Here is a 26,460-nt window from a genome sequence, read left to right as displayed (position 1 = left end):
CCGAAAGATTCAATATATGCATCAAGCCGCAGTCCAGAGTTCAATTCCGACGGGAGAGAGCCTCGCCGAACTTGCATATCGCCAGATCGAGGAAATGATCGTTACGCTCAAGCTTGAGCCGGGGGCGATTATCAATGAGCGGGCCTTGACCGACATTACCGGGATGGGCCGCACACCCGTGCGCGAGGCGGTGCAGAAACTCGCCTGGGAAGGCTTGATGGAGATCCGGCCGCGCTCGGGGATCGCGATTGCCGCGCTCAATCCGCAGGATTTTCGCAAGGTCCTCGATACCCGGGAGGGCGTTGAGAGGGTCCTCGCCCGCGACGCCGCGCTCTATGGCGCCGACCTTCACCACCGGCGCCTGCAGCAAGCCTCCGATGCCATGAGCGCCGCTCAAGAAGGCAATAATGTCGGCAGCTTTCTTGCTGCGGACAAGACGTTCGACACTGTCCTTGGCCAGGCGGCGGAAAACCCGTTTGCGGCCCGGCTCGCGTCACCCCTTCAGACGCACAGCCGCAGGTTCTGGTTCCGGCTGCAGCGGCCGGGAAGCCTGCAGGAATCCGCCGGCGCCCACCGGGCATTGATCGAAGCAATCATAGATCGGGATGAGCAGCGCGCTGCCGATGAGGCCACAAGGTTGATAGACCATTTGCGCAGCATGGCGCCCTGATCTGCCAGCCCCATGAAAGCAGAAAGGGCCGCGGCATTGCTGCCACAGCCCCTGCTCAATTGCCTGACCCGGAGGTTACTTCATCGTCGGGATAACGAATTCCGCGCCATCCTTCACGCCGGATGGCCAGCGCGACGTGACCGTCTTGGTCTTGGTGTAGAAGCGGAATGCATCCGGGCCATGCTGATTGAGATCGCCGAAGCCCGAAGCCTTCCAGCCCCCGAACGTGTAGTAGGCGATCGGAACCGGGATCGGAACGTTGACGCCGACCATGCCCACCTGGACGCGAGAGGCAAAGTCGCGTGCCGCATCGCCGTCGCGGGTGAAAATGGCAACGCCATTCCCGTATTCGTGTTCGTTCGGCAGGCGCAGCGCATCCTCATAGGTTTCCGCGCGGACGATGCTGAGCACAGGGCCAAATATCTCTTCCTTGTAGATCCGCATGTCAGGGGTCACGTTGTCGAAGAGGCAGCCACCCATGTAGTAGCCGTTCTCATAGCCCTGCATCTTGAAGTCGCGGCCGTCGACGACGAGCTTGGCGCCTTCCTTGATGCCGAGATCGACATAACCCCTGATGCGTTCCAGCGCGTCCTTGGTGACGACCGGACCGTAATCGGCCGACATATCGGTCGAGGGGCCGACCTTCAGGCTTTCGACACGCGGGGCAAGACGTGCGACCAGACGATCAGCCGTATCCTTGCCAACCGGCACTGCGACGGAAATCGCCATGCAGCGCTCGCCAGCAGAACCGTAACCGGCGCCGATAAGGGCGTCGACGGTCTGGTCCATATCCGCATCGGGCATGATAATCATATGGTTCTTGGCGCCGCCGAAGCACTGGGCGCGCTTGCCGTTGGCCGTCGCGCGGGCATAGATGTACTGGGCGATCGGGGTTGAGCCAACAAAGCCGATGGCCTTGACGTCGGGATCGTCGAGCAGCGCATCGACGGCGCTCTTGTCGCCATTGATCACGTTGAAAATGCCCGCTGGAAGCCCAGCCTCCATGAAGAGTTCGGCAAGGCGCATCGGCACGCCCGGATCGCGCTCCGACGGCTTCAAGATGAAAGCATTGCCGGAGACGATGGCAGGAGCGGCCTTCCATAGCGGAATCATTGCCGGGAAGTTGAACGGCGTGATGCCAGCAACGACGCCGAGAGGCTGGCGCATCGAATAGACGTCGATGCCGGTGCCGGCATTGTCGCTGAATTCGCCCTTGAGCATATGAGCGGCACCGAGGCAGACTTCGACGACCTCGAGGCCACGCTGGATATCGCCCTTGGCGTCGGGAATGGTCTTGCCGTGTTCGCGGGCCAGCAGTTCGGCGAGCGAGTCGTATTCCGCTTCGACCAGTTCAAGAAACTTGCGCATGACGCGGATACGGCGCTGCGGATTGGTGGCAGCCCATTTCGGCTGTGCAGCCTTGGCGTCTTCGACGGCGGCGCGCACCTCTGCCGGCGTCGCCAGAGCAACGCGGCCCTGCACGGTTCCGTCCATGGGCTGGAAAATCTCCGTCGAGCGTCCGCTCGTGCCGGGAACGTTCTTGCCACCGATAAAATGTCCGACTTCACGCATTGTGATCTGCCTCCCTGCAATTGTTGGATTTATTCGTGGCTCATCATCGCGCTTCAAAATATTTATTGCAAGCCAAGCAAAAGCGTATCCGTTGTGCGAAAATTGAAGTACGAACTGCGGCAGGAGAAAAGCCTATGGACTGGGACGACGTACGTATTTTCCTGGCGGTTGCACGTTCGGGGCAGATTCTAGGCGCCGCAAAGCGCCTCGGCGTCAACCACGCGACGGTCGCGCGGCGGTTGACGGCGTTCGAACACGACCTCAACACGAAGCTTCTTACCCGGCGCACCAATGGCTGCGAACTGACCCATGCCGGCGAGGAATTCCTGCTCTCGGCTGAGCGCATGGAAGCCGAGATGCTGTCAATTCGCTCGTCGCTCGGCGATGCGGATGTGGCGATCTCCGGTTCGGTCCGGATTGGCGCCCCCGACGGCTTCGGCGTCACCTTCCTTGCGCCGCGCCTCGCCACTCTGACCGCACGCTATCCCGACCTGAAGATCCAGTTGGTTCCGGTTCCCCGCTCCTTTTCGCTGTCGCGGCGCGAGGCCGACATTGCCATTACCGTCGACCGACCTGACCAGGGCCGCCTCGTCGCGCGCAAGCTCGTGGATTACAGCCTCGGCCTCTATGCAAGCCGCACCTACCTCGACGCGCACCCTGCGCCGCGCTCGATCGACGAACTCGCGAACCACAGGCTTGTTGGCTATGTCGATGACCTCGTCATCAGCCAATCTCTGAACTACGCGCCTGAAATCAGCCGCGACTGGCGTCCTGCCTTCGAAATCTCGAGCGCGCTCGGCCAGGTCGAAGCTGTGCGCGCCGGCGCGGGCATCGGCATCTTGCATATGTTCATCGCGCGCGAGCACGCCGATCTCGTCCCGGTCCTACCCGAGCGCACGATCCGCCGCTCCTACTGGCTCGCATATCATGAATCGGTGCGCACGCTGCGGCGCATAACCGCCGTTTCGAGTTTTATTTCCGATCTTGTCAGCAGCGAGAATGCACGGTTTTCCTGAACACTGCCTCTTTCGAAGCACCCGAGAAATGTGATCGCCACTCCTGGAACAAAAATTGCCCCGGAAGCTTCAATTGGTGCACATTCACGTTGTTTTGATTCGGTATTGGAGAGGCAAAATGTACCGATATGTTCTTGCTTTCGCTGTCGCCTTTGGAGGCGCGCAATATTTCATTTCTACGCCAGCACTCGCGCAGAGCACGATCAAATGCGAATCGCGCAAGTTCAAATATAGGGAGTGCGATGCGGGAATGCGCCGTCCGCGCGTTGTCCGCCAGCTTTCAGGGACGCCCTGCGTTGCTGGCGACACATGGGGTTTTGCCCGCGGCGTGATCTGGGTCGACAAGGGTTGCTCCGCTGTCTTTGCCGATTCCGGCGGCAGGCCGCCGCAGCGCTATTATCGCAATCGCGACCCCTATCCGGACGACCGCTACCAGCAGCCGCGCCGCGGCTACGACGATCGGTCCTACGATCCCTATCGCGGCGATCCGCAGAGCGATTGGTAATCGCTATTCCGAACTGAGAGCGACTGCCGGCTGAAGCCTTGAAGCGTTTCGAGCCGGCAGAAAGCCGAACACCAGGCCTGTCAGGAACGAACAGGCGAAGGCGAGGGCCACCGGCCCGATCGTGAAACTGACTGGCGCGCCAAGAACCTTGGCAAGAATGCCCGTACCAAGGCCGGCGACCACGCCGATTGCACCGCCGATGGCAGAAACGACCACAGCCTCGATGATGAATTGCAGCAAGATATCGCGCTGGCGCGCACCTGTTGCCATACGCACGCCGATTTCGCGCGTCCGCTCGCTAACACTCACCAGCATGATGTTCATGACACCGATACCGCCGACAAGCAGGGATATGGCGGCGACGGCGCCGAGAAACAGCTTCAGCGTGTTCGACGTTTCGGTCACGGCCTCGCGGATCGAGGCCATATTGGTGATCTGAGTGTCCTGTTTCTTGTGACGGCGATCAAGGAGGGCCTGCAGCGCCTCCTGCGTGGTGTCGATGGCGGCGCTGTCCTTCACCTGGACCGTGATGGAGCGCACATTGCGTTGTCCGAAAATGCGCATGCTGCCTGTCGTCAGCGGCATGAGGATCGTATCGTCCTGGTCGTTGCCGCCTGGCCCCGCCCCCATCTCACTCATCACGCCAATGATCTGGAACGGAATCTTGCTGACCAGCACATATTTTCCGAGCGGATTTTCGCCGTCCGGAAACAAGGTCTTCTCCACCGTGCGGCCGATGACGGCGACCGGCGCATAGCTTTCCATGTCGTCCCTGTTGAGGAATTCGCCCTTGGCAACCTTCCAGGATTTCGCCTCGGTGAACTGGGGAACGGTGCCGTTCGCTGTGGTTTGATAGTCGACATTGCCGTAGCGTAACGTAACAGTGCTGGTCATTTCCGGAACGGCAAAGGCAACGTTCGGCACTTCGAGGATGGCGTCCGCATCGGCCGGAACGAGCGTTACGTTACTGCCGCCACTCGTGCCGCGAAAATTCGCCATGCTCGGCCGAACCACCAGCAAATCGGAACCCATGGCGGAGATACGGTCGAGCACGGAGTTCTGTGCGCCCGTACCGATTGCCAGCATCGCCACGACAGATCCGACACCGATAACGATGCCAAGCAGCGTCAGGATCGTACGGAACAGGTTGGCATGGAGCGCACGCAGCGCCATCTTGACGGCTTCGGTCACATCGGCAAGTGCCGCGACGCCTTCGACGGCTTTCTGCTTCAGACCGGAAGCGGCCTCGGGATTGCTGCGGCCCTTCTTGGTGCGATCGGAAACGACGCGCCCATCGCGCAATTCGATCAGCCGATCTGCCTGCTCGGCCACCTCACGCGAGTGGGTGATAACGATGATGGTGTGGCCGCTCTCGTTCATGCTTCGCAGCAGCGCCATAACCTCTTCGCCGCTCTGGCTGTCCAGAGCGCCGGTAGGTTCGTCCGCAAGAATGATGCGCCCGCCGTTCATCAGCGCCCGGGCGATCGATACGCGTTGCTGCTGCCCGCCCGAAAGCTGGTTAGGCCGGTGATCGAGCCTGTCGCCGAGCTTCAGCGAATTGAGCAGCGCCTCGGCGCGGTCGCGCCGGTCTCGCGCATGCGCGCCGGCATAGACGGCAGGAACCTCGACATTCTCCTGGGCGCTCGCCGTCGGAATCAGATTGTAGCTCTGGAAGACGAAGCCGAAGGTGCGACGGCGCAGTCCGGCAAGCTCGTCGGGTTCGAACGCGGAGACCTGCTCGCCGTCCAGGAGATAGTCGCCGGTGGTTGGCCGGTCGAGGCAGCCCAGAATGTTCATCAGCGTCGATTTGCCCGAGCCCGATTGGCCGATGATCGCGACAAACTCGCCCGCCTCGATATCGAGCGAGATGCCGTGCAGGACCTCAACGGCGAGATCGCCATTGTAGTAGGTCTTGGTGATATCCTTGAGCGAGATCAGTGCGGTCATGTCTTTGCTCAGAACATCGGCGGCATGCGAACCGAACGCTGCGAGCGGTTGCCGCCACTATTCGGTTTCGTCGTTGATGGATCGCTTCCGGTTCCGACGACAACGCGCTCGCCTTCATTGAGACCGCTCTTGATCTCGGCATTGACGCGGTTGCGAATGCCGACTTCGACCGCGCGCGTTTCAGTGGCGCCAGCCGCCGTGACGACTGTCACCTCGCCCTTGTGCGATGCTTCGCCATTGCCGCCGCGCCGTGAGCCCGCAGGCATGGTGATTGCCGAACTCGGCACCACAAGCACATCGCGCGCGGCGGACTCAACGAAGAACACCTGGGCGCTCATCGAGATCATGAGATCGCCATCGGGATTGGGAACGTCGAACAGCGCGTAATATAGAACGACATTGTTTTCGATGTCCGGCGTAGGCTGGATCTGCCGCAGTTTGCCCGTATAGCGCTTCCCCGGCTGACCGAGCAGCGTGAAATAGGCATCCATGCCGATTTTGAGCTTGCTGACGTCTGCCTCGGAAACCTGCGCCTTGACCGTCATCGTCGAAAGATCGGCAATGGTGACGATCGTCGGCGCCGTCTGGCTCGCATTGAGCGTCTGGCCTTCCTTGACCGGCACGGCAGCTATCGTTCCGGCCATGGGAGCATAGATTTTGGTGTAGCCAAGATCGACTTCGTCGCCGGCAAGGGTCGCCTGTTGCTTGCGAATCTGCGCCTCGAGCGCATTGACGTCCGCTTCCGCGCCGGCGAGGTCGGCGACCGCCTGATCGAGCACCGATTGCGAGACGCTGCGCGTTGCGACGAGATTACGCTGGCGGTCGATGTTGGACTGCTTCAGGACAAGCTGCGCCTGCTTCGAGACGAGCTGTGCCTTCAAATTGGCAAGTTCCGCCTGGTCGATTTCAATCTTGTTGAGGATGGTGGCGGGATCGATCTCGCCTACAAGCTGGTTTTGCGTGACCTTATCGCCGATCTCGACGTGAAGGACTTTCAGCTGACCGGACACCTGCGCGCCGGCATCGACCGATTTTATCGAATCGAGCGTGCCGACTGCGGTAACAGCATTTTCGATATCGCCCCGCTCGACCGCCTGCGTGACGACGGCGGCCGTCGCAGTCGAGTTCTGGTAGCGATTCCACGTATAGGCGCCCGCTCCAACGGCAATGAGCACCACGGGGATCCAGAACCAGAAGCGGGCGCGCTTTTTCTTGCGGCTCGGTGGAACTGCGCCGGGAATGAAGGTCACATTGGATGTTTCGGGAGTCTTGTCCCGCTTGGCCGCTCTGGCTATTTCTTTCATCCGACCCGCTCCACTCTCATCCGCCGCCTCAACTCGTCCATATTACCAACAAATGGAGATGAGGGGTTCGCCCGAAAAGCATTGAGATCATTATATTTTGGTAATGATCCTCAAGGCGCGATTATGAACGGCGCGCATGAACGGCGGCTGAATGATCAGACGCGATGGTATGGATGTCCGGAGAGTATCGTCGTTGCCCGATACATCTGCTCGGCGACAAGAATGCGGACAATCTGATGCGGCCAGGTCATTGCGCCGAGCGCAAGCACAAGATCGGCCCTGTCGCGAAGAGCGGGATCATGCCCATCTGGTCCGCCGATCGCGAGCAGGAGCTGACGCTTGCCGTCGTCGCGGAAGCGCGCGATCTTTTCCGCGAAGGCTTCGGAAGACAAGGTCTTGCCGCGCTCATCGAGAAGGACAAGCACGCCGCCCTGATCCAGGGCTTCGAGGACTTTTGCCGATTCTTCCTGCTTGCGCAGTTCGGGTTGCTGCGCCCTGCTTTCAGTGATCTCCGTCACCGACGTAAATTCGAGCCCGAGTGGCGCGCCGGTTTTCTTCAAACGGTCGAAATAGCGGTCGGCCAGTTCGCGTTCGGGGCCAGACTTCATCCGGCCAACGGCAAAAACGGTAATGCGCACGAAAGGGTTCCTGTGCCCGCACTCGGACGGCTGCTACTCTGTTACGGGCTCGTAAACGACCGTGCCGGCCGTTAGCCGGTTCAAAATCACATCAACCGCCCAGGGCGTCATATGGGCCTGCGCCCGGACGCCCCGATCCGTCAATCAGTGAACGGTTTCTCCATCGAGCTCGGGAGCCTGCCACATCTTTTCGATGTTGTAGAACTCACGCACTTCGGGACGGAAAACATGGATGATGATATCGCCCGTGTCGATCAGCACCCAATCACCGCCGCTAAGGCCTTCGACCTTGACGCCATTGCCATGCCCGCTCTCTTTCAGAGCGCGCAAAAGCTGGTCCGCAACCGCCGTTACGTGACGATGCGAACGTCCCGACGCGATGACCATGTGATCACCGATGACGGACTTGCCTCTCAGGTCGATGGGGACAATGTTTTCGGCCTTGGAGTCTTCAAGACTAGCAAGAACCGACTGAAGGGCGAGAGATACGGAACTCAGTCCGCCCATCTCCGCCGTTGAAGGTGCCAAGGCATCCTTCTTCTGAAATGCTGTTCTCAGTGTATTTCCTTTCCCTTAAGAACAACGCGACGCAGCCGACAAAACATACTGCACGCTATTAAGATAGGCAGAGTCGCATGACACTTTCAAGACATCCGAAGGGAGCATTCGATCACGTTTTGCGCGATCCACTCTGCGTCCCATTGCGGATAGCCGTGGAAGAGAGCAGCGAACGAGGCCCATGGATGAATGTCCACGCCGGTGCCTTCGAGCGCGCCAGAATCGGCGCGTCCGCTTCATCGATGCGTGCGTAGTCGAAGGTCTTGGCCATGCGCGACGACAAAAATGCCAGCGTCGATCCCGGCCTGTCGATAACGGCGATGGGAAATGTCAGTGCGATCTTGTGCCAGCGTTGCCAGCGGTGGAAATCCGCCAGGTTGTCCGCGCCCATGATCCAGACGAAATTGACGCCGGGATTGCGCGCCTTGATCAGGGCGAGCGTATCTGCCGTGTAGCGAATATGATAGGCGGCTTCGAAGGCGGTGATCTTGATGCGAGGATCGTGCAGCAGGGCTTCGCAAAGCGCCAGTCGCTCGGCGAGCGGCGCCAGCCGCCTCGTATCCTTGAGCGGGTTGCCGGGCGTGACCATCCACCAGAGCTGATCGAGCTTGAGGCGCCGCAGGGCGATTTCCGCAACGAGCGCGTGACCGGCATGCGGCGGGTTGAAAGAACCGCCAAAAAGCCCGACCGTCATGCCTTTTTCAACAAAGGGCATGCGCAGGTGCGCTTCACTGACGCCGGGGAAGCTTGTCTGCAGCGCCTGCCCTGGTTTCACGGGCGCGTCTGGCCATTGCCGCGCACGCGGTACTTGAACGACGTCAATTGCTCGACACCGACCGGACCGCGCGCATGCATCTTGCCAGTCGCGATGCCGATCTCCGCGCCCATGCCAAACTCGCCGCCGTCGGCAAACTGCGTCGACGCGTTGTGCAGCAAGATGGCCGAATCGATCTCATTGAAGAACCGCTCGACCACTTTCGGATCTTCCGCGACGACGGCTTCAGTATGGTGCGACGAATAGCGATTGATATGATCGAGGGCGCCACCGATGCCATCGACCAGCCGGACCGAAATGATAGCGTCGAGGTATTCCGTCGTCCAATCTTCTTCCCTAGCGGGCGTTGCAACGGGATACACCGATACCACGTCCGCCTCGGCGCGAATCTCGCAACCCGCAGCGCTGAGATCCTCAAGCAAGGCAGTGAAGTCAGCCGGCGCGATCGCACGGTCGATAAGAAGCGTTTCCGCCGCCCCGCAAATCCCGGTGCGCCGCATCTTGGCATTGACTGCAATCTTGCGCGCCATGGCGAGATCGGCAGAGTCGTCGATATAGAGATGGCACAGGCCCTCGAGATGGGCGAACACAGGAACACGCGCTTCGGACTGTACCCGCGCTACCAGGCTTTTGCCGCCCCGCGGTATGATCACATCGAGATTGCCATCGAGGCCCGTCAGCATTTCCCCCACGGCGGAGCGATCGGTCGTCGGAACGAGCTGGATCGCATCGCGCGGCAAGCCTGCCGCTTCGAGCCCCTCGATCAAGGCAGCATGAATTGCCTGCGAGGAATGCGCCGAATCGGAGCCGCCGCGCAAGATGACGGCATTACCGGATTTGAGGCAAAGGGCGCCAGCATCAGCGGTTACATTCGGCCGGCTTTCGTAGATGACGCCGATGACGCCGAGCGGGGTGCGCACCCGCTCGATGTGGAGGCCATTGGGACGATCCCATTCGGCGATCACCGTACCGACAGGATCCGCCAGTGCAGCGATCGTGCGGATGCTTTCCGCGATACCGGCGATACGCTTTTCATCCAGTGTCAGGCGGTCCAGCATTGCGGTGCTCATGCCGGCGGTTACCCCATTGGCGACGTCCTCGCGGTTGGCTGCGAGGATTTCTGCTTGGCGGCGCTCGATCGCCCTAGCCATGGCATTGAGCGCAGCCGTCTTCTTGTCCGGCGAGGCGATAGCAAGCGGTTGTGCGGCGACGCGAGCCTTGCGGCCGATTTCGGCCATAAGATCGGCGACTGTCGTCTTAGCCTCGACGCGTTCCAACATTTGCTACTCCTTCGCCGCAGCCGCCCGCTTGGCCGCGCGCACTACAAGATCATCACGATGAATCATCGCCGAACGTGCATCATAACCGAGAATGCCGGCAATCTCATTGGTCTTCCGTCCGGCTATTTTCACCGCATCGGCGGCGTCATATGCAATGAGGCCGCGCGCAGCCTCGCGCCCGTCGGGCCCGAACACCGCAACCGTATCACCACGCAAGAATTGCCCTGCGACTTCGCGAACACCGGCCGCAAGCAGCGACTTGCCCGATTTCAGCGCAACGAGCGCTCCCTCGTCAATGACGATGCGCCCCGAAGGTTCGAGATTGCCTGAAATCCATGTCTTCCACGCGTTGACCGGCGTCAAACTCGCCTTGAACAGCGTGGAGCGCTCGCCCTGATCGATCGCCGCGAGGGGATTGAAGCGCGTGCCCGACGTTATGATCATCGCGGTACCCGCCGCATTGGCGATCTTGCCGGCGTCAAGCTTGGTCTTCATGCCGCCACGCGAATATTCCGAGGCGGCAGCTCCCGCCATCGCTTCGATATCCGGCGTGATGGCATCAACGACGGGCAGGAACTGCGCATCCGGATTCTGGTGCGGCGGAGCGGTGTAGAGCCCGTCTATATCGGAAAGCAGGATCAGGAGATCGGCGCCCATCATCGTCGCAACGCGCGCCGCCAGGCGATCGTTGTCGCCGTAGCGGATTTCAGTGGTCGCAACCGTATCGTTTTCATTGATGACCGGTATGGCCTTCAGCCGCAAAAGCGTGCCTACGGTAGCACGCGCATTGAGATAGCGGCGCCGCTCCTCCGTATCGGAAAGCGTCAGCAGGATTTGCCCGGCGCGCAGAGCATGATGACTCAGCACTTCGGCATAGGCCTTCGCAAGTTCGATCTGCCCGGCAGCCGCGGCGGCCTGGCTTTCCTCAAGGCGCAAGGGCCCCTTCGGAAGCCCGAGGACAGTACGCCCGAGTGCGATCGCGCCTGACGATACGATCATCACCTCGACACCGGCCTTGGCGAGCGCAGCGACATCGGCGCCAAGGCTTTCCAGCCAATCGCGCTTGAGACCGGCTGTACGGTCGACAAGCAGGGCCGAACCGATCTTCACCACAATGCGGCGATAGGTCGAGAGCCTGAAAGACTGATGCGGCTGGGAAATATGATTCATCTGATCAAACCAACGCTCATCGTTGAATATTCAAGAATTGAACCGGGTATCGACTTCAACCGGCCGGTCGGCCTCACGCGATTCCAGAATGATCGCCGACAGGGCACGCAGCACCTGCTCGACGCCCTCGCGCGTCACCGCCGAGAGCAGCATCGGCTCGCGCCCGGCGACCTTCTTCAGCGCAGCCACCTTTTTCTTGCGCGCGGCTGCGTCGAGCGTGTCGACCTGGCTCAGCGCCACGATCTCGAGCTTTTCCGCCAGGCCATGACCATAGGCCTCGAGTTCGGCACGCACGGTCTTATAGGCCTCGGCGACGTTCTCCTCCTGGGCGGATACCAGATGCAGAAGCACACGCGTGCGCTCGACGTGGCCGAGGAAACGGTCGCCGATACCGACGCCCTCATGCGCGCCCTCGATCAGGCCGGGAATATCAGCAATCACGAATTCGCGCCCATCTATGCGGGCAACGCCAAGATTGGGATGCAGGGTCGTGAACGGATAGTCGGCAATTTTCGGCTTGGCCGCGGTAACGCTCGCAAGGAATGTCGACTTGCCGGCATTCGGCTTGCCGAGGAGACCGGCATCCGCGATCAGCTTCAGGCGCAGCCAAAGATTGCGCTCCTCACCTTCAAGGCCCGGATTGGCGCGGCGCGGCGCCTGGTTGGTCGAGGTCTTGAAATGCAGATTGCCGAAGCCGCCATTGCCACCCTTGGCGAGGCGATAGCGCTGGCCGACCACAGTGAAATCGCAGATCAGCGTTTCATTGTCGTCTTCGAAGATCTGCGTACCGACGGGCACCTTGAGGATGACATCAGCACCCTTGCCGCCGGTCATGTTGCGCCCCATGCCATGCATGCCGGTCTTTGCCTTGAAGTGCTGCTGGTAGCGATAGTCGATAAGCGTATTCAAGCCATCGACCGCCTCGGCCCAGACATCGCCGCCGCGACCGCCATCGCCGCCGTCAGGCCCGCCAAATTCCAGAAACTTTTCACGGCGGAACGATACCGCGCCGGCACCACCGTCGCCGGATCGGATATATACCTTCGCCTGATCGAGAAATTTCATGAAATTCAGTCCTTATCGTTGTGGCGAGGCATTACAGTAAAATGCCTGCAAAGAAAACTGGCCGTCCCTATCCAGGACGGCCAGTTCATTTATGATGTCCAGCTACGCAAACCGATCCAGGTGCGCCGATCGAGCATGTAGCGCTCGACAGGCACGTTGCCGGCAGCGATTGAATCCATCATGCCGGTGTTGGCATACTGGAAACCGCTCTTGTAGATTACGCGGCGCGAGGCGATGTTCGACACGCGACACGAGGCGTGCAGCTTTTCGACCTGCGTCGCGCGGAAAACGAGATCGACCAGCGCGTGGGCAGCCTCGGTGGCATAGCCTTTGCCCCAGTAGGGCTCGCCCAGCCAGTAACCGATTTCCAGCTCGTCCCGGCGCGAAGGAACGTACTCATCCTTGCTGCGCCGGTAATTGATGCCACAGCACCCGATAAACGTGCCGGATTGGCCCAGGGTAATCGCGTAGACGCATTTGCCGATCTCGCCCGCATTGGCGCGGCGCACAAAATCCACCGCATGTTCCTTCGTATAGGGATGCGGCATACGCGAAAGCATTTCGGCCACATGAAGGTTATCGGCGAGACGGGCAATTGCGTCGACATCCTCGTTACGTGGCGCCCGTAAAACCAGGCGTTCCGTAACGAGCACGGGACAGTCTATCAGGTCCAGCCGTTCTTCATCGTCTTCCAGTAAATCAGCAACCATTTTGTCGTCCTCCAGACACGAAAAGGGAGATGGGCTTTAATCCCATCTCCCTTTGATCTTTTGGCGGTTGCCATGTTTCACCGGGTCCGATGGGACGCCGGTGCTTCAAGCAGGACCGGCTATTCTGCTGCTTCGGCGATCGGGTTGACGATCGACACGTAGCTGCGGCCGTTGGCTTTGGTACGGAAGGAAACGACGCCTGCTTCAAGCGCAAACAGGGTGTGATCCTTGCCAAGACCAACATTGGTGCCAGCATGCCACTTGGTGCCGCGTTGACGCACGAGGATATTGCCGGCGACAACCTTCTCGCCGCCAAACTTCTTCACGCCAAGGCGCTTCGATTCGGAATCACGACCGTTGCGTGACGAACCACCAGCTTTTTTGTGTGCCATCGGATTGCTCCTCTAAACTCTTCTTACTCGCCCGTAGCGGGCTTTTCAGCCTTGGTTGCAGCCTTCTTCGGCGCAGCCTTGGCCTTGGGGGCGGCTTTCGTCTCGGTTGCATCCGCGGCGACGGCAGCTTCTTCTGCCTTCGGAGCGGCTACCTTCTTGGCCGGCTTTTCAGCGGCCTTCTTGGAAGGCTTCGCACCATCCGTCAGGATTTCCGAGATGCGGATCGTCGTCAGTTCCTGGCGATGACCACGCGTGCGCTTGGAATTCTGGCGGCGACGCTTCTTGAATGCAATGACCTTGCGGGCACGGCCCTGCTCGACGACTTCCGCCGTGACGAGCGCGCCGTTGACGACGGGAGCACCGATCGTTGCGTCGGCTCCGACGCCTACCATCAGAACTTCTGCGAACTCAACGATGTCGCCGGCTTCGCCAGCAACTTTCTCGACCTTCACGAGGTCGTTGGCGGCAACGCGATACTGCTTACCACCGGTCTTGATGACTGCGAACATTTTTTCCCTTTCGGCGTTCGGTTCGGTTTTTTGCGGCACGCCGCAATAACCGTCTTTTTGTCAGTCGTGACAGATTGATAGAAGGGCGCTTCGATCGAAGAATTAGGCGCCCGGATTCAAAAACAAACGGCGCGGAGAATCCCCCACGCCAGTCGTTGCGCGCTTATAAGATCCGCTTTGTTGGAGAGTCAAGAATTTTAACGCAAAATTGCTCTTGTATCTCGAAGCTTTGCCCGCTATCTACCACGCCGCACGCTCAAGCCAAGCCCTATAGGGCATCGCGGCACCGGCAGGGTTGAATTTCCTGACCATTTTCTTTCGAGACCGAGTCGATCGGTTTCTGGCGCGGAGAGGTGGCTGAGTGGTTGAAAGCACCGCACTCGAAATGCGGCATGGGGGCAACTCCATCGGGGGTTCAAATCCCTCCCTCTCCGCCATCTATTCTGCCTGATCACCAGCACCCTTTTATTTTTGTGCAGTGCAGCAACTTTCCTTTCGCACTTGCGTTATAAGCAATTGGCGCCATTGTGGTCGCTGACGGGAAAGGATGCCTTCATGCGCAACATAGCCGACACGATCAGACGCCTGAACGTAAATCGCATGCCAGCAGGCATCGTTGATGCGGGGGGCAGTACCCGCCTCAAAGCACTTGCGGATTTTGGCCAGAACCCCGGCGAATTGCGGGCATGGCACTATATTCCGGCAAGCTTCAAGCCAGGCTCGCCTCTGGTCGTGGTTCTCCATGGCTGCACGCAAACGGCCGCCGGCTATGATCGCGGCTCGGGATGGTCAGAATTGGCTGATACGCACGGGTTTGCACTGCTTTTTCCCGAGCAGCAGCGCGGCAACAACGCGAACCTCTGCTTCAACTGGTTCAACCCCGGCGACGTAGGCCGGGGACAGGGCGAAGTGGAGTCGATCCGTCAGATGCTCGTGGCGATGTCGGCGCGCTATCCGATCGATCGATCGCGGACATATATAACGGGCCTATCGGCGGGTGGCGCCATGGCCGCCGCAATGCTTTCAACCTATCCGGAACTGTTCAAGGCAGGCGCGATCATCGCCGGCCTGCCGTTCGGTACTGCATCAACCATCCCTGAGGCGTTTGACCGCATGCGCGGCCATGGTTTGCCGGAAAGTCGGGCATTGGCGGAGAAAGTCCGCAAAGCCTCCGGTCATGCGGGTTCCTGGCCGGCGATATCCGTCTGGCATGGAAGCGCGGATACGACCGTCGATCCTGTCAATATGGAAGCGATCATTGGCCAGTGGTGGCACTTGAGCGATCTCGACGATGCGCCGACCATCACTTCGCTGACCCAAAAACACCAGTGCAGGACATGGCGGGATGCGAACGGTGTCGCATGCATAGAAGCCCATACGATCAAGGGCATGGCCCATGGAACGCCTATCAAGACCGGCGGCATTGACGGGTATGGAGCGGCAGGTCCTTTCGTGCTTGATGTGGGCATTTCCTCGACCTGGCACATCGCCGATTCCTGGAACCTGATCACTGAAACCGAGCGGCAGAAAGTCGAAGCAATCAAGCCGGCGCTTGATGGAATCGGTGCCAACGACGCTCGCGGCGGCGACCAGGCTGTCGGCAGCGTCATTGAAAACGCGCTTCGCGCTGCGGGTCTGATGCGATAGGGCCCTATCCGACTTTTCGGTCCATCGCCGGGAGAATGCCATTCCCGGCTGGATCGGCCGCGGTCGACAATAAAGTCGCTCGGGAACAAATAGGGACGTTACAGCTTCTAGTGATACGGCTGGCACATCATGGCCAGCCAAAAGCAAGCTTGACACCTTAAGGAGGTTTCTATGGGACGCGGTATTCTTCTTTGGCTGCTCGGAGTTCCGATCCCGATCATCCTGCTTCTCTTCCTGTTCATGCGATAGGAGCGAAGCATGTCATTTACCGATATAAATTCAGGTACGGACACGACTGTCGAGTCGAGTTCGAGTGCCGTGAGCTGGGGGCCGATCATCGCGGGCTCAGTCACGGCGGCAGCGGCGTCGGTTTTGTTGACGTTGCTCGGATCAGGTCTGGGGCTGACCATCGTGTCGCCCTGGGCATCCCAGAGTGCTTCGCTGACGACCTTTGCCGTATCCACGGCCATATGGCTGATTCTTATTCAGTGGTTGTCGTCGGGACTGGGTGGCTATCTGACCGGCCGTCTCAGGACCAAGTGGACGGGCGTTCACACCAACGAGGTATATTTTCGTGATACTGCCCACGGCTTCATTGCATGGGCGCTGGCGACACTGTTCGTCGCGGCCCTGCTGGGCAGCGCCGTCACGTCGACCATCAGTACCGGCGTAAAGGCGGCCTCCAGCGTTGTCTCGGGCACCGCGAATGCTACCGCTTCCGCGGCCGGCGCTGCGGCCGACGATACATCGGTTTCGTACTTTGTCGACAGCCTGCTGCGCCCGGCCACGCCGGCCACCGCGACTTCCCCGGACAGCGCCAGTCAGGCGGCCGGAGAAGTCTCGCGCATACTGCTGAACGCCGCGACAACAGGCACGCTTCCGCCGGATGACCGCAATTATCTGGACCAGGTTGTGGCTTCTCGTACCGGACTGAGTGAAGCCGATGCGAAAGCAAGGGTTGATGCTGTTCTGGCACGCGCCGACGAAGCGAAGAAGGCGGCCGCAGAAGCCGCTGACAAGGCCCGCAAGGCGGGTGCCACTGCCGCCTTCATGGCGGCGTTCTCGATGTTGATTGGCGCATTCATTGCGAGTGTCGCAGCGGCTCTCGGTGGCCATCATCGCGATACAGATGAGGAAACCAACCTCGCCGCGACGAACAAGGCCTATAAGTAAGCCTCAAAGCCTGGCGCGCCCAACCGCGCCAGGCAATTCAATCGGGTTTTGTCAGCATGCTGCATGAATCGGATTGAATCTCGACGCCAAAGCGACGATTTTTGATGCAGGCTGAAACTTGAGAGTGCCTGCCATGACAACCCACCACTACTATATCTTTGATACGCCTGCTGGCTTTTGCGGCATCGCCTGGAATGATATCGGCATTACCCGTTTTCAACTGCCGTCCCGCACCGCCGAGGCAACGGAGCGTAACCTGTTGCGCCGCATTCCCGATGGAACGCCGGCGAACCCTCCGGCTGAAATAGCCGCCGCAGTTGCCGAGGTGAAGCGCTATTTTTCCGGCGAAGAAATCGATTTTTCCAGTTTGACACTCGATCTTGGCGAACAGGACCCGTTCTTTACGGCGGTTTATGCTGCGGCACGGCGCGTTGGCTGGGGTGATACCACCACCTATGGTGCACTGGCGAAGCAACTTGGCGCCGGTCCCGAAGCTGCGCGCGACGTCGGGGTTGCCATGGCTAAAAACCCGGTCGCGCTGATTATTCCCTGTCATCGCGTCCTTGCCGCGGGTGGCAAGATAGGTGGCTTTTCGGCGCCAGGCGGGTCCACTGCAAAAATGCGCATGCTTGAGCTTGAAGGCGTTCAGGTTGGCCCGGCACCAGCGGCACAGCAGTCGTTTGGCTTCTAGGAACCGGCGCGGCGCGCTTCGGCGCTCAACGTACGAGTGAGCATTGCATGAACATGGTAATCCTGTCGGGCACCGGGTCGAAGGGCTCGCACTCTTGAAAGCCGAGACCGCGATAAAGGGCAATTGCCTCGTTCATATAGGTGGCAGTCACAAGTCGCGCTGTGGTCGCGCCCTGTTCCCGCATGGCATTCATCACGGTCGTCATAAGCGCGAGCCCGACGCGTTTGCCACGCAGCTGCGGCTTTACATATAGTTTGTGAACTTCTCCGATGCCGTCACCTTCATCGGTACAGCCCACGCAACCGACGGCCTCGCCGCCAATATGGGCAATGAAGAAATCCGCGCCGTCTTCTGAAAATTTCGCCATGAGGTCCTGCGGTGAAGCGCCGAAATAAGCGGCGACGACGTCGTGGAACGGCATGCCGCCGGCGCCGGAATTGATATCTGCATCCCATGCCCCGAGCGCGCTGACGAACTCCCTTGCGACTTCGAAGTCGGAAATGTCCCGCGCCCGCCTGATTGTTATGTCTGCATCCATCCGTTTTCTCCTGGAAGAGAAGTTATCACGGCCTGCGAAAATCGAAACAGGATCAATTTTGGCTTTCCGGTGTCCTGGGGCTTGCCGTTATACGCCTCCTACGCAGGCATGGATCCTCGGGACAAGGGCCCGAGGATGACGGCGGGGGGTGGATGAAGGTAGTGCCTATTGACCCGCTCTCACCAACGACGTGGTCATATCGCCCCCCGGTTCCCCACGAGATTATAACGCCGCGGGACTGTTTCCAGTGACTTAGACATCAACGACGGATGTGGAATGTGAGCACTTTGATTCCCGACTTCTCCGTTTTTCGTCGCCGTCCTAGGCCTCTGAGCGTCATCCCCGCCCCGTCCCCACCGTCCCATTCGCGCCCTTCCTGCCCGGAACAGATGAGGGCGATCAAGTTTGCCATTTGTGCAATATGTTGATATCAACCTTATTGGGCGGAAACTTTAGCACGGTGGAATGGTATTTGATGCCAGAACTGCCGCGATGCACGCGCAAGGCGCCAACTTCAGAGGATCGAGCCATGAGCATATCCCATTCGCTTACTCCCGCAGCCGAACTCGCCAGCCGCAATGGCGTACGCTATCCCAACGAGAGCGCCGCCTACCGGCAGGCACGCGATGCCCTTCTGGCGGAGGAGATCGAACTGAGGCGGCATATCGAACGCGTCGCCGAGCAGCGGCGGGCCTTGCCGCCGGGCGGTGAGGTGGCGAAGGACTATCGCTTTGACAGCGAGGACGGACCCGTCAGTTTTGCCGACCTGTTCAGCGGCAAGCAGACGCTTGTTGTCTACAATTACATGTTCGGACCGGAACGTGAGCGTCCTTGTCCCATGTGCACCTCGCTGCTGAGTGCCTGGGACGGCGAAGCTCGCGATGTCGAACAGCGCGTTGCACTGGCGGTCGTCGCTCGCTCGCCCATCGAACGCCTCGTTGCCTTCAAAAAGGAGCGCGGTTGGCAGGCTTTGAAGCTCTATTCCGACACCAGTGGTGCGTTCAGCCGCGACTATCATGCCTGGCCGCCGGAAGGCGGGGATGACGCGGCCTTCAATGTCTTCACGCGGCGCGACGGAACGATCCGCCATTTCTGGGGTGGCGAGATGGGGTTTGTCACGGCTGACCCCGGGCAGGATCCGCGCGGCGCGCCGGACCTGATGCCGATCTGGACGATCCTTGACTGTACTCCGGAGGGTCGAGGTTCGGACTGGTATCCGAAGTTGAACTACTAGAGCGGGCGAAAAACGCATCGCTCAATGCGTTCTCTTACAGTGTAGTTACGGGGTTTCACAGGTGGAACAGTTACGCTCCCGGGCAGTTATGATCTTCAATCAAAAACGTCCGGGAGTTCTGCCATGCCATCCCTCGAGCAAGCCATATCCATTGCTGCGAGTGCCCATGCTGGTTACCGCACTGAAAATGATGAGCCCTATATTTTGCACCCGCTTCGGGTGATGCTTGGCCTCCACGATGAGGACGAGCGAATCGTCGCTGTTCTCCACGACGTTGTCGAGAAAACCGGCTGGACACTCGACAATCTGCGCAATGAAGGTTTTTCCGAACAGATTATCGCAGCAGTTGACGCGGTGACGCGCCGCCACAACGAGGATTACTTCGATTTCGTGCAGCGTACGCGCAACAACGATCTCGGCAGGCGGGTCAAGATCATGGATTTGAAGGATAATATCGCCAAGGTCAGGAACGATCGCCGATCATCGCAAGCCGAGGAAAAGCTGGCGAAATATGAAGATGCCCTCGTCCGGCTTCAGTGAGCATTTGTGTTATTCAGCCGCATGCCGATCGCCGGTGACATATTTCTGACCGTTTTGTGCAGTGCTCCTTGCCGCCCCGACCGTACTGCCCGAGGGTTTTTTGCGCGGTGTTAAGTTTGTCGTACATGAATGCAAGGAACCACCCCGCAACTTGAACGTTGACTCGCTGAATGGGCGGAACATTCAACAACTATGAGGGAAGAATTATGAGAAAACTGTTGATCATTGGAGCGACCGCCTTGGTCGCGATCACGTCCGCGCCACAGGCATTTGCGCAATCTATCGTAATTGGCCCCGATGGCGTCCGACTGGCTGAGCCGCAGAGGGAACCGGCCTATCGTTCGCGGGAAATTTCCGAACGTGATGCAGTTCGAATCGCGCGAAGCGAGGGTGTTCGCGACGTAGACGATGTAAGGCGCAGAGGTTCGCGCTTCGTCGTGGAAGGCATAGACCGCCGCGGTGACGATATCCGTGTCGATATCGACCTTCGCACAGGTGACGTTGTTGCCGTCAGGTAATCTTAAACAATGAAAATTGTCGGAGATTTAATAGGCCGTTTCGCCGTTGGCGTCGTCAAAGTAAGATAGGCGCGCAAGCTCGCGTTCAACGGCCGAGAAGAAGGCGCCGACCTGTTCGTCCTGCTCCTCCTCGGCGATGCCGATTTTGCTGAGGTGTCTGAAGAGCGTTTCTGCCACCTGGTTTCGATAGGCACCGGCTTGCCGGTCCGAGACCTTTTCGGCGATCCTTGCCGCCACTTCGCGAATCTTCGCCGCCCTCCGCGTAAGCGGAAATGCGATGACCCGGCACGGCGTGGTGGCTTCGGCTTCAAACATGCTCATATTCTTCCCGGTTCCCGCAGGCGCGGTTGTCAATCGATTCGCCTGACGATAGGGGAAATTGTCCTAACAATTTGTTTCCGCAGGCCTTTGGGCCCTCTGCGATCTCTGTTGGACTGGTTACGTAACGCCCTGTGCGACAAGGGCAGCGGGAACAGTCTGTGCGTAACGGCCTCAAAATGTTGCCCGTCATGGCATGCGGGCCTATCAAGTGAGGGACAAGTGATTCGTTTTCGTTACGGCGCAGACAGTGAGACATGGCACTTAGCAACGCGGAGAGACAGCGGCGGCACCGCGAGCGGCAAAAGCAGAAACTTGCCGCCGCCGCGCCGGATCTGGCAACGCAGTACGAGAACGTCGGTGCAGATCTTCGTGAAAAACTCTATGCCCTCATCGATGCGGAAAACGCGCATCGCGAACGTTACATAACGGCCCTCTCGCTGGAGCGCATCGACTTCAGCAGGGTTATTCTCGACATCGCTCTCAATGAAGATCGCTCCGGCATTGCCGATACGGCGAGGATTGTCCTCCTGCAGGCGCTGTGCATGGGCGAAAGTACCGAAAAAGAGATTGTCGAAGCGCTCCGGCAAAAAGCGCTGGAGGCAGCGCAACAGACTCATGGCTATGATTCGCAGGATCAGATAGGCCCGCTTGCGCACTATATGCGCGTGCCGAACTTCGGCTGACCGAATGGTTTTACTTCCGTGTCTGGCGTCTGCTAGATTCAGGCTTCGACGCGATCTCATTGGAGGGAAAAGACATGGCGCATCCGGCTTTTTTACCATCCAACGTTGCAGTTATAACAGGAGGCGCATCAGGCATAGGGTTTGCGGCAGCCAGGCGCTTCGCCAGGATGGGTCTCAAAGTCGCAATTGCTGACCTTGCCGGGGAAAAGCTCGAGACGGCCCGCGCCACGTTGGCGACCGAGGCCGGAAGTGAGAATGTCTTGGCCGTTGCGACGGATGTCACGAATGTGCCAGAGCTCGAGCACCTGAGAGAGGCGGTCGACGCCAAATTCGGCGGGGCCGATATTCTGATGAACAATGCCGGTATCCAGCCCGGCAGCAGCGTCTTCGATGCAAAAAACTGGGACAGCATCCTCGCCGTCAACCTCTTTGGCATCATCCGTGGCAGCCAGGTTTTCGGCCCTTCGATTATAAAGCGGCAGAAGCCCGGGCTCATCATCAATACGGGGTCCAAGCAGGGGATCACCACCCCGCCCGGCGATCCGGCCTACAATGTCTCCAAATCCGGCGTCAAAACCTTCACCGAGGCCCTAGAGCACGAGTTACGCAACACGAAAGACTGTCACGTAACGGCACATCTTTTCATTCCCGGATTCGTCTATACGCCGCTCGCCGCAGGCGGTCGAACAGAGAAACCAGCGGGCGCATGGACAGCCGAACAGACCGTCGATTTCATGCTCGAGCGCGTATCCGCCGGCGATTTCTACATTCTTTGTCCCGATAACGACGTGACCCGCGCCTTGGATGAAAAGCGCATATTCTGGGCCGCGCACGACATGATCGAGAACCGCCCGCCGCTTTCGCGCTGGCATCCGGACTATCAGGACAAGTTCACCGCATTTCTGAGGGACACTGACTGATCAGCACAACAGCGCGATCACAGACGGGTTCATGCTGACTGAACTTAATTCGGATCGTGCCTTGATGCGGCCGTTGGTCCGGTTCTATGCTGGAGCATCGTTTTGATCAGCATGGATTTCCAATGACCTCATCCCCCAAAATCCCGTCCGTCGATCCCGTCAAGCTTGACCGTCTGGCGGAAGTTTCCGTCAAGATCGGCCTGCAGCTGCAGCCAGGGCAGGATCTCTTGATCACCGCGCCGCTTGCGGCGGTGCCTCTCGTGCGCCGCATCACCGAACATGCCTATAAGGCCGGCGCCGGCCTCGTGACGGCGCTTTACAACGATGAAGAAACGACCCTGATGCGCTATCGCAACGCGCCGGACGACAGCTTCGATCGCTCTGCAGGCTGGCTCTATGAAGGCATGGCCAAGGCGTTCTCAGAAAATACCGCGCGTCTCGCCGTGGCCGGCGATAACCCCATGCTGCTTTCCGCCGAAGATCCGGAGAAGGTCGCCCGCGCTAATCGCGCGCAATCGCGCGCCTATCAGCCGGCGCTGGAAAAGATTGCCGGGTTCGACATCAACTGGAACATTGTTTCCTATCCCAACCCCTCCTGGGCCAAACAGGTCTTCCCGGATCAGGATCCGGACGTTGCGGTCGCGATGCTCGCGGATGCGATTTTCGCCGCATCGCGTGTCGATGTCGAGGATCCGGTCAGCGCCTGGCGCGATCACAACGCCGCCCTGCACCGGCGCACGGCGTGGCTCAACGCCCATGCCTTTTCCGCATTGCATTTCGAGGGCCCGGGCACCGATCTGACCGTCGGGCTCGCCGACGAGCACGAGTGGCATGGCGGCGCTTCGGTTGCCAAGAACGGCATCACCTGCAACCCCAACATTCCGACCGAAGAAGTGTTCACAACCCCGCATGCCCTGCGCGTCGATGGTCACGTATCGAGCACCAAGCCGCTCTCGCATCAGGGAACATTGATAGAGAACATCAAGGTTCGCTTCGAAGGCGGCAAGATCGTCGAGGCGAAGGCAACGCGCGGCGAAGAAGTGTTCAACAAGGTGCTTGGCACGGACGAAGGCGCGCGGCGCCTCGGCGAAGTCGCTCTCGTGCCGAATTCGTCACCGATCTCGGCCTCAGGCCTCCTGTTCTTCAACACGCTGTTCGATGAAAACGCCGCCAGCCACATCGCGCTCGGCCAGTGCTATTCGAAGTGCTTCATCAATGGCGACAGGTTGACGCCGGATGAAGTCGCGGCCCGGGGCGGAAACAAAAGCCTCATCCATATCGACTGGATGATCGGTTCGGGCGAGATCGATGTCGACGGCATCAACAAGGACGGATCCGCCGTGCCGGTCATGCGCAAGGGCGAATGGGTCTAACGAGCGCTTAACGCTGGCAGCGAGACCGCAAATTCGGCGGTTTGCCACAGGCCATCGGCCGCCGAACGCGCAAGAGTAAATTCGATGCGGCGATCAGTGAAATCTCGCCTTTGCACAAAAAAGAGGAGCTGGCCGGGGCCAACTCCTCTTTCTCTCATTTCGAACGCCGAGGGTATTTAAGCGACGAGACGTCCTGCCGATTCGGCCTGGGCGTAAGCCTTGCCGAAGCGGTTGGCGAGGAAAGTGTCGAGCGCGATGTCTTCCTGGCGGATGAAGCCCTGCTGCGGCAGGTCACCCTTGGCCAGCATGTCGAGCACGGCGCAGATGGCCGATGCCGTGGTTATCTGTATGCCGCTGTAAAGCTGCGCGCCGATATGGTTGCTATAGACCTTATTGGCATAGGTTTCCTGCAGGAGCCGGCCCTTCTTGCGGCCGCTGACGGTGACGAAGATGACGACGACGTCCTGCAGGGTGGACGGAAGCGCATTCTCGAGAATGTCCTTCAGCACATCGCGGCGATCGCGCAGGCCGAGATCGTTCAACAGCGCCTTCATGATGGCCGCATGTCCGGGATAGCGAATGGTGCGATAGTTGAGGGTGCGCACCTTGCCGAGCAGCGATTCGCACAGAGTGCCGAGACCGCCCGAGGTATTGAACGCCTCGTAAGTGACGCCGTCGAGGGAGAATTCCTCGCGCTCTTCCAGCGCCGGAACTTCGATCAACTCGCCATCGACGATGGCTTCGCAAGGCTCGCAATATTCGTTGATGACGCCGTCCGTGCTCCAGGTCAGATTGTAGTTGAGCGCGTTGGACGGATATTGCGGCAATGCGCCGACGCGCATGCGCACGCTTTCAAGCGAGTCGAAACGCTTGGCGAGGTCGTTGGCCACGATCGAGATGAAGCCTGGCGCAAGACCGCACTGCGGGATGAAAGCAGTCTTTGCCGTTGCCGAAAGCTGCCTGACAATGCGGGTGCTGGCGACGTCTTCGGTAAGGTCGAGATAATGAACGCCGGACTTCGCAGCTGCCTCGGCAATGCGCGTGGTAAGGTGGAACGGCGCAGCGCTCAATACAGCGAATTTTCCTGCAAGAACCCCTTCAAGTGCGCCGGCTTCGTCGATTTCGATGCATTTCGTTGCAACGTTCGCCGATACGTCGAGCCCGTCGAGCTGGGCTTGCGAGCGGTCGACGACGGTGACGCTGTAATCCCCGGTATTGGCGAGGAGATTGGCGATTGTTCCGCCGATTTTGCCTGCGCCTACGACAACGATATTTTTCATATGATTCCCCAATGGACAAAATAATCTCGCGCGAATGTCGCAGGCTTGTTCGGCGAAATGAAGTATGTAAACTGACGATATGACATGCTATTTTTTAGTATTTCGACGAATGGATTAGACAATATGCTGACAGACGCCGATCATGCCCTGCTCTCCCTGTTGCGCGAGAATGCAAGGACTTCCACCGCCGACCTCGCCCGCAAGCTTGGCGTTTCGCGCACGACGGTGCAAAGCCGCATCGAGCGACTGGAGAAGCGCGGAATGATCCGCGGCTATGGCGTGCAGCTTTCGCCGGAGTATGAGCAGAATCTCGTCAAGGCGCATGTGCTCGTCACCGCCTTGCCAAAGCTTGCCGTCAAGGTTGAGGCGGCCCTTAAAAAGATTGCCTGGGTGAGGACGCTGCATTCGGTCAGCGGACAATTCGACATGATCGTTATCGTCGAAGCGCCTTCGATCCAGGAGCTCGACCGATTGCTTGACGAGATCGGCGCGCTTGAGGGCGTCGAACGCACCATGTCGTCGATTATTCTTTCGACGCGCATCGATCGTTGAGAACGTAAACTCAGGCAACTGCTTGACTCTCACCGCCATTGGATTCCATAATAGAACATATCGTGAACATTCAGGGGTTGAGTAGGTGGCGACAACCGTCGATCTTACGGCGTTGCGGCGTGATATTGCGTCTTTGAGCGCAGGCATTTCGCCTGCCGCCAAGCGCTCTGCCTTTGCCTTCGGCATCGAAACGCTCGACCGTATGTTCCGCCACGGAATCGAGAGGGGCGCAGTCCATGAGGTCTTTGCCGATGAGGCAGGTGACGCTGGGGCAGCAACAGGCTTCGTCATCGCTCTTGCCCTGCGCGCTGCCTCCGACCAAAGCCTCATCTTGTGGCTGGAAGAGGATTTCGCAGCCCAGGAACATGGGTTTCCCTATGCGCCAGGCCTCAGGCATATCGGCCTCGACCCGCAACGCCTCGTCATCGTGCGCTGTGCCACGCCGCAGGATGTGCTGAAGGCGGCTGCGGATAGCCTGGGCATTCGCGGAACAGGTGCGGTGATTATCGCGCCCTGGAGCAATCCGAAGTGTCTCGACCTTACGGCCTCGCGCAAATTGCTGCTTTCGGCCCAGCAGACGAATGTGCCTGCCTTTCTCCTGCGGCTCGGCGCTCAGCCCACGGAAAATGCCGCGACTACGCGCTGGCTTATCCGTTCCGCCGCATCGCAATCGAGCGGGGCAAATGCCCCCGGCCATCCCGTGTTCGATGCGACGCTTATTCGCAATCGGCAGGGCATGACCGGCCATTGGATCCTGCAATGGGAGAGTGAAGACCATGTGTTCCGACAGATCGAACCGCTTTCTGGCAATGTGGTTCCCGCACCTGCCTACCGACCGCCTCAAACGCGAAAGTCCGGCACGCGCTCTTACTGACCAGC

29 protein-coding genes and 1 tRNA gene are annotated in these 26,460 nt (G+C 59.5%); 15 read left to right on the top strand and 15 right to left on the bottom strand.

What is annotated here, in order from left to right:
* Positions 1-16 precede the first annotated feature (16 nt).
* The gene (locus tag BR48_RS0109740) at positions 17-670 is read left to right on the top strand and encodes a GntR family transcriptional regulator (protein WP_027231131.1); all 654 of its coding nucleotides are present in this window, start codon (positions 17-19) and stop codon (positions 668-670) included.
* A gap of 75 nt (positions 671-745) precedes the next feature.
* Here the strand turns inward: BR48_RS0109740 and BR48_RS0109735 are convergent, their stop codons facing one another.
* Positions 746-2,242 carry a CoA-acylating methylmalonate-semialdehyde dehydrogenase gene (locus BR48_RS0109735; protein ID WP_027231130.1) on the bottom strand — a complete coding sequence of 499 codons (1,497 nt, stop codon included), beginning with the start codon at positions 2,240-2,242 and terminating at the stop codon, positions 746-748.
* Between the two features lie 134 nt (positions 2,243-2,376).
* Here BR48_RS0109735 and BR48_RS0109730 point away from each other — a divergent pair, with 134 nt between their 5' ends.
* Together BR48_RS0109730 and BR48_RS24225 are read left to right on the top strand one after the other, a co-directional pair.
* On the top strand, positions 2,377-3,258 hold the full coding sequence (locus BR48_RS0109730) for a LysR family transcriptional regulator (protein ID WP_036813637.1): 882 nt from the start codon (positions 2,377-2,379) through the stop codon (positions 3,256-3,258).
* A gap of 118 nt (positions 3,259-3,376) precedes the next feature.
* Positions 3,377-3,763 carry a DUF3011 domain-containing protein gene (locus BR48_RS24225; protein ID WP_051614727.1) on the top strand — a complete coding sequence of 129 codons (387 nt, stop codon included), beginning with the start codon at positions 3,377-3,379 and terminating at the stop codon, positions 3,761-3,763.
* A gap of 3 nt (positions 3,764-3,766) precedes the next feature.
* Here the strand turns inward: BR48_RS24225 and BR48_RS0109720 are convergent, their stop codons facing one another.
* From BR48_RS0109720 to rplU, 11 genes are all read right to left on the bottom strand, one after another.
* The gene (locus tag BR48_RS0109720; RefSeq protein ID WP_027231128.1) at positions 3,767-5,710 is read right to left on the bottom strand and encodes a MacB family efflux pump subunit; all 1,944 of its coding nucleotides are present in this window, start codon (positions 5,708-5,710) and stop codon (positions 3,767-3,769) included.
* 8 nt (positions 5,711-5,718) lie between these two features.
* A complete protein-coding gene (gene macA / locus BR48_RS0109715; protein ID WP_027231127.1) occupies positions 5,719-7,014 on the bottom strand; it encodes a macrolide transporter subunit MacA in 1,296 nt (431 codons plus the stop codon).
* Between the two features lie 155 nt (positions 7,015-7,169).
* Entirely contained in the window at positions 7,170-7,652 is a 483-nt protein-coding gene (gene rlmH / locus BR48_RS0109710) for a 23S rRNA (pseudouridine(1915)-N(3))-methyltransferase RlmH (RefSeq protein WP_027231126.1), read from the bottom strand.
* Positions 7,653-7,796: 144 nt separating this feature from the next.
* Positions 7,797-8,159, bottom strand: coding sequence for a ribosome silencing factor (gene rsfS / locus BR48_RS0109705; RefSeq protein WP_036813635.1), 363 nt, complete (start codon positions 8,157-8,159; stop codon positions 7,797-7,799).
* Between the two features lie 163 nt (positions 8,160-8,322).
* Positions 8,323-8,925, bottom strand: a complete 603-nt coding sequence (locus BR48_RS0109700; RefSeq protein WP_027231124.1) for a nicotinate-nucleotide adenylyltransferase — start codon at positions 8,923-8,925, stop codon at positions 8,323-8,325.
* 56 nt (positions 8,926-8,981) lie between these two features.
* Positions 8,982-10,265 (bottom strand): glutamate-5-semialdehyde dehydrogenase, encoded by a 1,284-nt coding sequence (locus tag BR48_RS0109695; RefSeq protein WP_027231123.1) that lies wholly within the window; start codon positions 10,263-10,265, stop codon positions 8,982-8,984.
* A 3-nt stretch (positions 10,266-10,268) separates the two neighbouring features.
* Positions 10,269-11,435, bottom strand: a complete 1,167-nt coding sequence (gene proB / locus BR48_RS0109690) for a glutamate 5-kinase (RefSeq protein WP_036813633.1) — start codon at positions 11,433-11,435, stop codon at positions 10,269-10,271.
* A 30-nt stretch (positions 11,436-11,465) separates the two neighbouring features.
* Positions 11,466-12,500: a GTPase ObgE gene (gene obgE, locus BR48_RS0109685; protein WP_027231121.1), complete on the bottom strand. Its 1,035-nt coding sequence runs from the start codon at positions 12,498-12,500 to the stop codon at positions 11,466-11,468.
* An 89-nt stretch (positions 12,501-12,589) separates the two neighbouring features.
* Complete coding sequence (locus tag BR48_RS0109680) at positions 12,590-13,210, bottom strand: GNAT family protein (protein ID WP_027231120.1); 621 nt, start codon at positions 13,208-13,210, stop codon at positions 12,590-12,592.
* A gap of 119 nt (positions 13,211-13,329) precedes the next feature.
* A complete protein-coding gene (gene rpmA, locus BR48_RS0109675) occupies positions 13,330-13,602 on the bottom strand; it encodes a 50S ribosomal protein L27 (RefSeq protein ID WP_027231119.1) in 273 nt (90 codons plus the stop codon).
* Positions 13,603-13,625: 23 nt separating this feature from the next.
* Complete coding sequence (gene rplU, locus BR48_RS0109670; RefSeq protein WP_027231118.1) at positions 13,626-14,111, bottom strand: 50S ribosomal protein L21; 486 nt, start codon at positions 14,109-14,111, stop codon at positions 13,626-13,628.
* 347 nt (positions 14,112-14,458) lie between these two features.
* Between rplU and BR48_RS0109665 the strand changes: the two genes are divergently transcribed.
* The 4 genes from BR48_RS0109665 (at position 14,459) to BR48_RS0109650 (ending at position 17,622) form a co-directional block, all read left to right on the top strand.
* Positions 14,459-14,548, top strand: a tRNA-Ser gene (locus tag BR48_RS0109665).
* 118 nt (positions 14,549-14,666) lie between these two features.
* Complete coding sequence (locus tag BR48_RS0109660) at positions 14,667-15,758, top strand: PHB depolymerase family esterase (RefSeq protein WP_027231117.1); 1,092 nt, start codon at positions 14,667-14,669, stop codon at positions 15,756-15,758.
* A 258-nt stretch (positions 15,759-16,016) separates the two neighbouring features.
* Positions 16,017-16,931, top strand: coding sequence for a hypothetical protein (locus BR48_RS0109655; RefSeq protein ID WP_027231116.1), 915 nt, complete (start codon positions 16,017-16,019; stop codon positions 16,929-16,931).
* Between the two features lie 133 nt (positions 16,932-17,064).
* Positions 17,065-17,622 (top strand): methylated-DNA--[protein]-cysteine S-methyltransferase, encoded by a 558-nt coding sequence (locus BR48_RS0109650; protein WP_027231115.1) that lies wholly within the window; start codon positions 17,065-17,067, stop codon positions 17,620-17,622.
* Positions 17,623-17,647: 25 nt separating this feature from the next.
* Here BR48_RS0109650 and BR48_RS25455 read toward each other — a convergent pair whose 3' ends face one another.
* Positions 17,648-18,202, bottom strand: a complete 555-nt coding sequence (locus BR48_RS25455; RefSeq protein ID WP_280949028.1) for a GNAT family N-acetyltransferase — start codon at positions 18,200-18,202, stop codon at positions 17,648-17,650.
* Between the two features lie 487 nt (positions 18,203-18,689).
* Here BR48_RS25455 and BR48_RS0109640 point away from each other — a divergent pair, with 487 nt between their 5' ends.
* The 3 genes from BR48_RS0109640 to BR48_RS0109630 all read left to right on the top strand — a co-directional run bounded on the left by BR48_RS0109640 (position 18,690) and on the right by BR48_RS0109630 (position 20,452).
* Positions 18,690-19,394 carry a DUF899 family protein gene (locus BR48_RS0109640; RefSeq protein WP_027231114.1) on the top strand — a complete coding sequence of 235 codons (705 nt, stop codon included), beginning with the start codon at positions 18,690-18,692 and terminating at the stop codon, positions 19,392-19,394.
* 123 nt (positions 19,395-19,517) lie between these two features.
* Positions 19,518-19,934, top strand: coding sequence for an HD domain-containing protein (locus BR48_RS0109635; protein WP_027231113.1), 417 nt, complete (start codon positions 19,518-19,520; stop codon positions 19,932-19,934).
* A gap of 206 nt (positions 19,935-20,140) precedes the next feature.
* On the top strand, positions 20,141-20,452 hold the full coding sequence (locus tag BR48_RS0109630; RefSeq protein ID WP_027231112.1) for a PepSY domain-containing protein: 312 nt from the start codon (positions 20,141-20,143) through the stop codon (positions 20,450-20,452).
* A gap of 27 nt (positions 20,453-20,479) precedes the next feature.
* On the opposite strand, the gene BR48_RS0109625 is transcribed toward BR48_RS0109630, so the two are convergent.
* On the bottom strand, positions 20,480-20,773 hold the full coding sequence (locus BR48_RS0109625) for a DUF6074 family protein (RefSeq protein ID WP_051614722.1): 294 nt from the start codon (positions 20,771-20,773) through the stop codon (positions 20,480-20,482).
* Positions 20,774-21,027: 254 nt separating this feature from the next.
* Between BR48_RS0109625 and BR48_RS0109620 the strand changes: the two genes are divergently transcribed.
* The 3 genes from BR48_RS0109620 to BR48_RS0109610 all read left to right on the top strand — a co-directional run bounded on the left by BR48_RS0109620 (position 21,028) and on the right by BR48_RS0109610 (position 23,749).
* On the top strand, positions 21,028-21,456 hold the full coding sequence (locus BR48_RS0109620) for a hypothetical protein (protein WP_027231110.1): 429 nt from the start codon (positions 21,028-21,030) through the stop codon (positions 21,454-21,456).
* A gap of 74 nt (positions 21,457-21,530) precedes the next feature.
* Positions 21,531-22,376: an SDR family NAD(P)-dependent oxidoreductase gene (locus BR48_RS0109615; RefSeq protein ID WP_027231109.1), complete on the top strand. Its 846-nt coding sequence runs from the start codon at positions 21,531-21,533 to the stop codon at positions 22,374-22,376.
* A gap of 122 nt (positions 22,377-22,498) precedes the next feature.
* The gene (locus BR48_RS0109610; RefSeq protein ID WP_027231108.1) at positions 22,499-23,749 is read left to right on the top strand and encodes an aminopeptidase; all 1,251 of its coding nucleotides are present in this window, start codon (positions 22,499-22,501) and stop codon (positions 23,747-23,749) included.
* Between the two features lie 176 nt (positions 23,750-23,925).
* Here the strand turns inward: BR48_RS0109610 and BR48_RS0109605 are convergent, their stop codons facing one another.
* Positions 23,926-25,029 carry a saccharopine dehydrogenase family protein gene (locus BR48_RS0109605; protein ID WP_027231107.1) on the bottom strand — a complete coding sequence of 368 codons (1,104 nt, stop codon included), beginning with the start codon at positions 25,027-25,029 and terminating at the stop codon, positions 23,926-23,928.
* A gap of 123 nt (positions 25,030-25,152) precedes the next feature.
* Between BR48_RS0109605 and BR48_RS0109600 the strand changes: the two genes are divergently transcribed.
* Both BR48_RS0109600 and BR48_RS24215 read left to right on the top strand, forming a co-directional pair.
* Positions 25,153-25,581, top strand: a complete 429-nt coding sequence (locus tag BR48_RS0109600; RefSeq protein WP_027231106.1) for an Lrp/AsnC family transcriptional regulator — start codon at positions 25,153-25,155, stop codon at positions 25,579-25,581.
* An 85-nt stretch (positions 25,582-25,666) separates the two neighbouring features.
* A complete protein-coding gene (locus BR48_RS24215; protein ID WP_036813629.1) occupies positions 25,667-26,455 on the top strand; it encodes a hypothetical protein in 789 nt (262 codons plus the stop codon).
* The last annotated feature ends 5 nt before the right edge of the window (positions 26,456-26,460 follow it).

The sequence above is a fragment of the Phyllobacterium sp. UNC302MFCol5.2 genome (genome assembly GCF_000686005.1).
Lineage (GTDB): Bacteria > Pseudomonadota > Alphaproteobacteria > Rhizobiales > Rhizobiaceae > Phyllobacterium > Phyllobacterium pellucidum.
The sequence above is the reverse complement of the archived record's forward strand: the minus strand, read 5'-3'. Positions and strand labels throughout refer to the sequence as shown.

Coding starts and splice junctions, on each gene's coding strand:
- BR48_RS0109740 (WP_027231131.1), top strand. CDS start 17: ATGCATCAAGCCGCAGTCCAGAGTTCAATTCCGACGGGAGAGAGCCTC.
- BR48_RS0109735 (WP_027231130.1), bottom strand. CDS start 2,242: ATGCGTGAAGTCGGACATTTTATCGGTGGCAAGAACGTTCCCGGCACG.
- BR48_RS0109730 (WP_036813637.1), top strand. CDS start 2,377: ATGGACTGGGACGACGTACGTATTTTCCTGGCGGTTGCACGTTCGGGG.
- BR48_RS24225 (WP_051614727.1), top strand. CDS start 3,377: ATGTACCGATATGTTCTTGCTTTCGCTGTCGCCTTTGGAGGCGCGCAA.
- BR48_RS0109720 (WP_027231128.1), bottom strand. CDS start 5,710: ATGACCGCACTGATCTCGCTCAAGGATATCACCAAGACCTACTACAAT.
- macA (WP_027231127.1), bottom strand. CDS start 7,014: ATGAAAGAAATAGCCAGAGCGGCCAAGCGGGACAAGACTCCCGAAACA.
- rsfS (WP_036813635.1), bottom strand. CDS start 8,159: ATGGGCGGACTGAGTTCCGTATCTCTCGCCCTTCAGTCGGTTCTTGCT.
- BR48_RS0109700 (WP_027231124.1), bottom strand. CDS start 8,925: ATGCCCTTTGTTGAAAAAGGCATGACGGTCGGGCTTTTTGGCGGTTCT.
- BR48_RS0109695 (WP_027231123.1), bottom strand. CDS start 10,265: ATGTTGGAACGCGTCGAGGCTAAGACGACAGTCGCCGATCTTATGGCC.
- proB (WP_036813633.1), bottom strand. CDS start 11,435: ATGAATCATATTTCCCAGCCGCATCAGTCTTTCAGGCTCTCGACCTAT.
- obgE (WP_027231121.1), bottom strand. CDS start 12,500: ATGAAATTTCTCGATCAGGCGAAGGTATATATCCGATCCGGCGACGGT.
- BR48_RS0109680 (WP_027231120.1), bottom strand. CDS start 13,210: ATGGTTGCTGATTTACTGGAAGACGATGAAGAACGGCTGGACCTGATA.
- rpmA (WP_027231119.1), bottom strand. CDS start 13,602: ATGGCACACAAAAAAGCTGGTGGTTCGTCACGCAACGGTCGTGATTCC.
- rplU (WP_027231118.1), bottom strand. CDS start 14,111: ATGTTCGCAGTCATCAAGACCGGTGGTAAGCAGTATCGCGTTGCCGCC.
- BR48_RS0109660 (WP_027231117.1), top strand. CDS start 14,667: ATGCGCAACATAGCCGACACGATCAGACGCCTGAACGTAAATCGCATG.
- BR48_RS0109655 (WP_027231116.1), top strand. CDS start 16,017: ATGTCATTTACCGATATAAATTCAGGTACGGACACGACTGTCGAGTCG.
- BR48_RS0109650 (WP_027231115.1), top strand. CDS start 17,065: ATGACAACCCACCACTACTATATCTTTGATACGCCTGCTGGCTTTTGC.
- BR48_RS0109640 (WP_027231114.1), top strand. CDS start 18,690: ATGAGCATATCCCATTCGCTTACTCCCGCAGCCGAACTCGCCAGCCGC.
- BR48_RS0109635 (WP_027231113.1), top strand. CDS start 19,518: ATGCCATCCCTCGAGCAAGCCATATCCATTGCTGCGAGTGCCCATGCT.
- BR48_RS0109630 (WP_027231112.1), top strand. CDS start 20,141: ATGAGAAAACTGTTGATCATTGGAGCGACCGCCTTGGTCGCGATCACG.
- BR48_RS0109625 (WP_051614722.1), bottom strand. CDS start 20,773: ATGAGCATGTTTGAAGCCGAAGCCACCACGCCGTGCCGGGTCATCGCA.
- BR48_RS0109620 (WP_027231110.1), top strand. CDS start 21,028: ATGGCACTTAGCAACGCGGAGAGACAGCGGCGGCACCGCGAGCGGCAA.
- BR48_RS0109615 (WP_027231109.1), top strand. CDS start 21,531: ATGGCGCATCCGGCTTTTTTACCATCCAACGTTGCAGTTATAACAGGA.
- BR48_RS0109610 (WP_027231108.1), top strand. CDS start 22,499: ATGACCTCATCCCCCAAAATCCCGTCCGTCGATCCCGTCAAGCTTGAC.
- BR48_RS0109605 (WP_027231107.1), bottom strand. CDS start 25,029: ATGAAAAATATCGTTGTCGTAGGCGCAGGCAAAATCGGCGGAACAATC.
- BR48_RS0109600 (WP_027231106.1), top strand. CDS start 25,153: ATGCTGACAGACGCCGATCATGCCCTGCTCTCCCTGTTGCGCGAGAAT.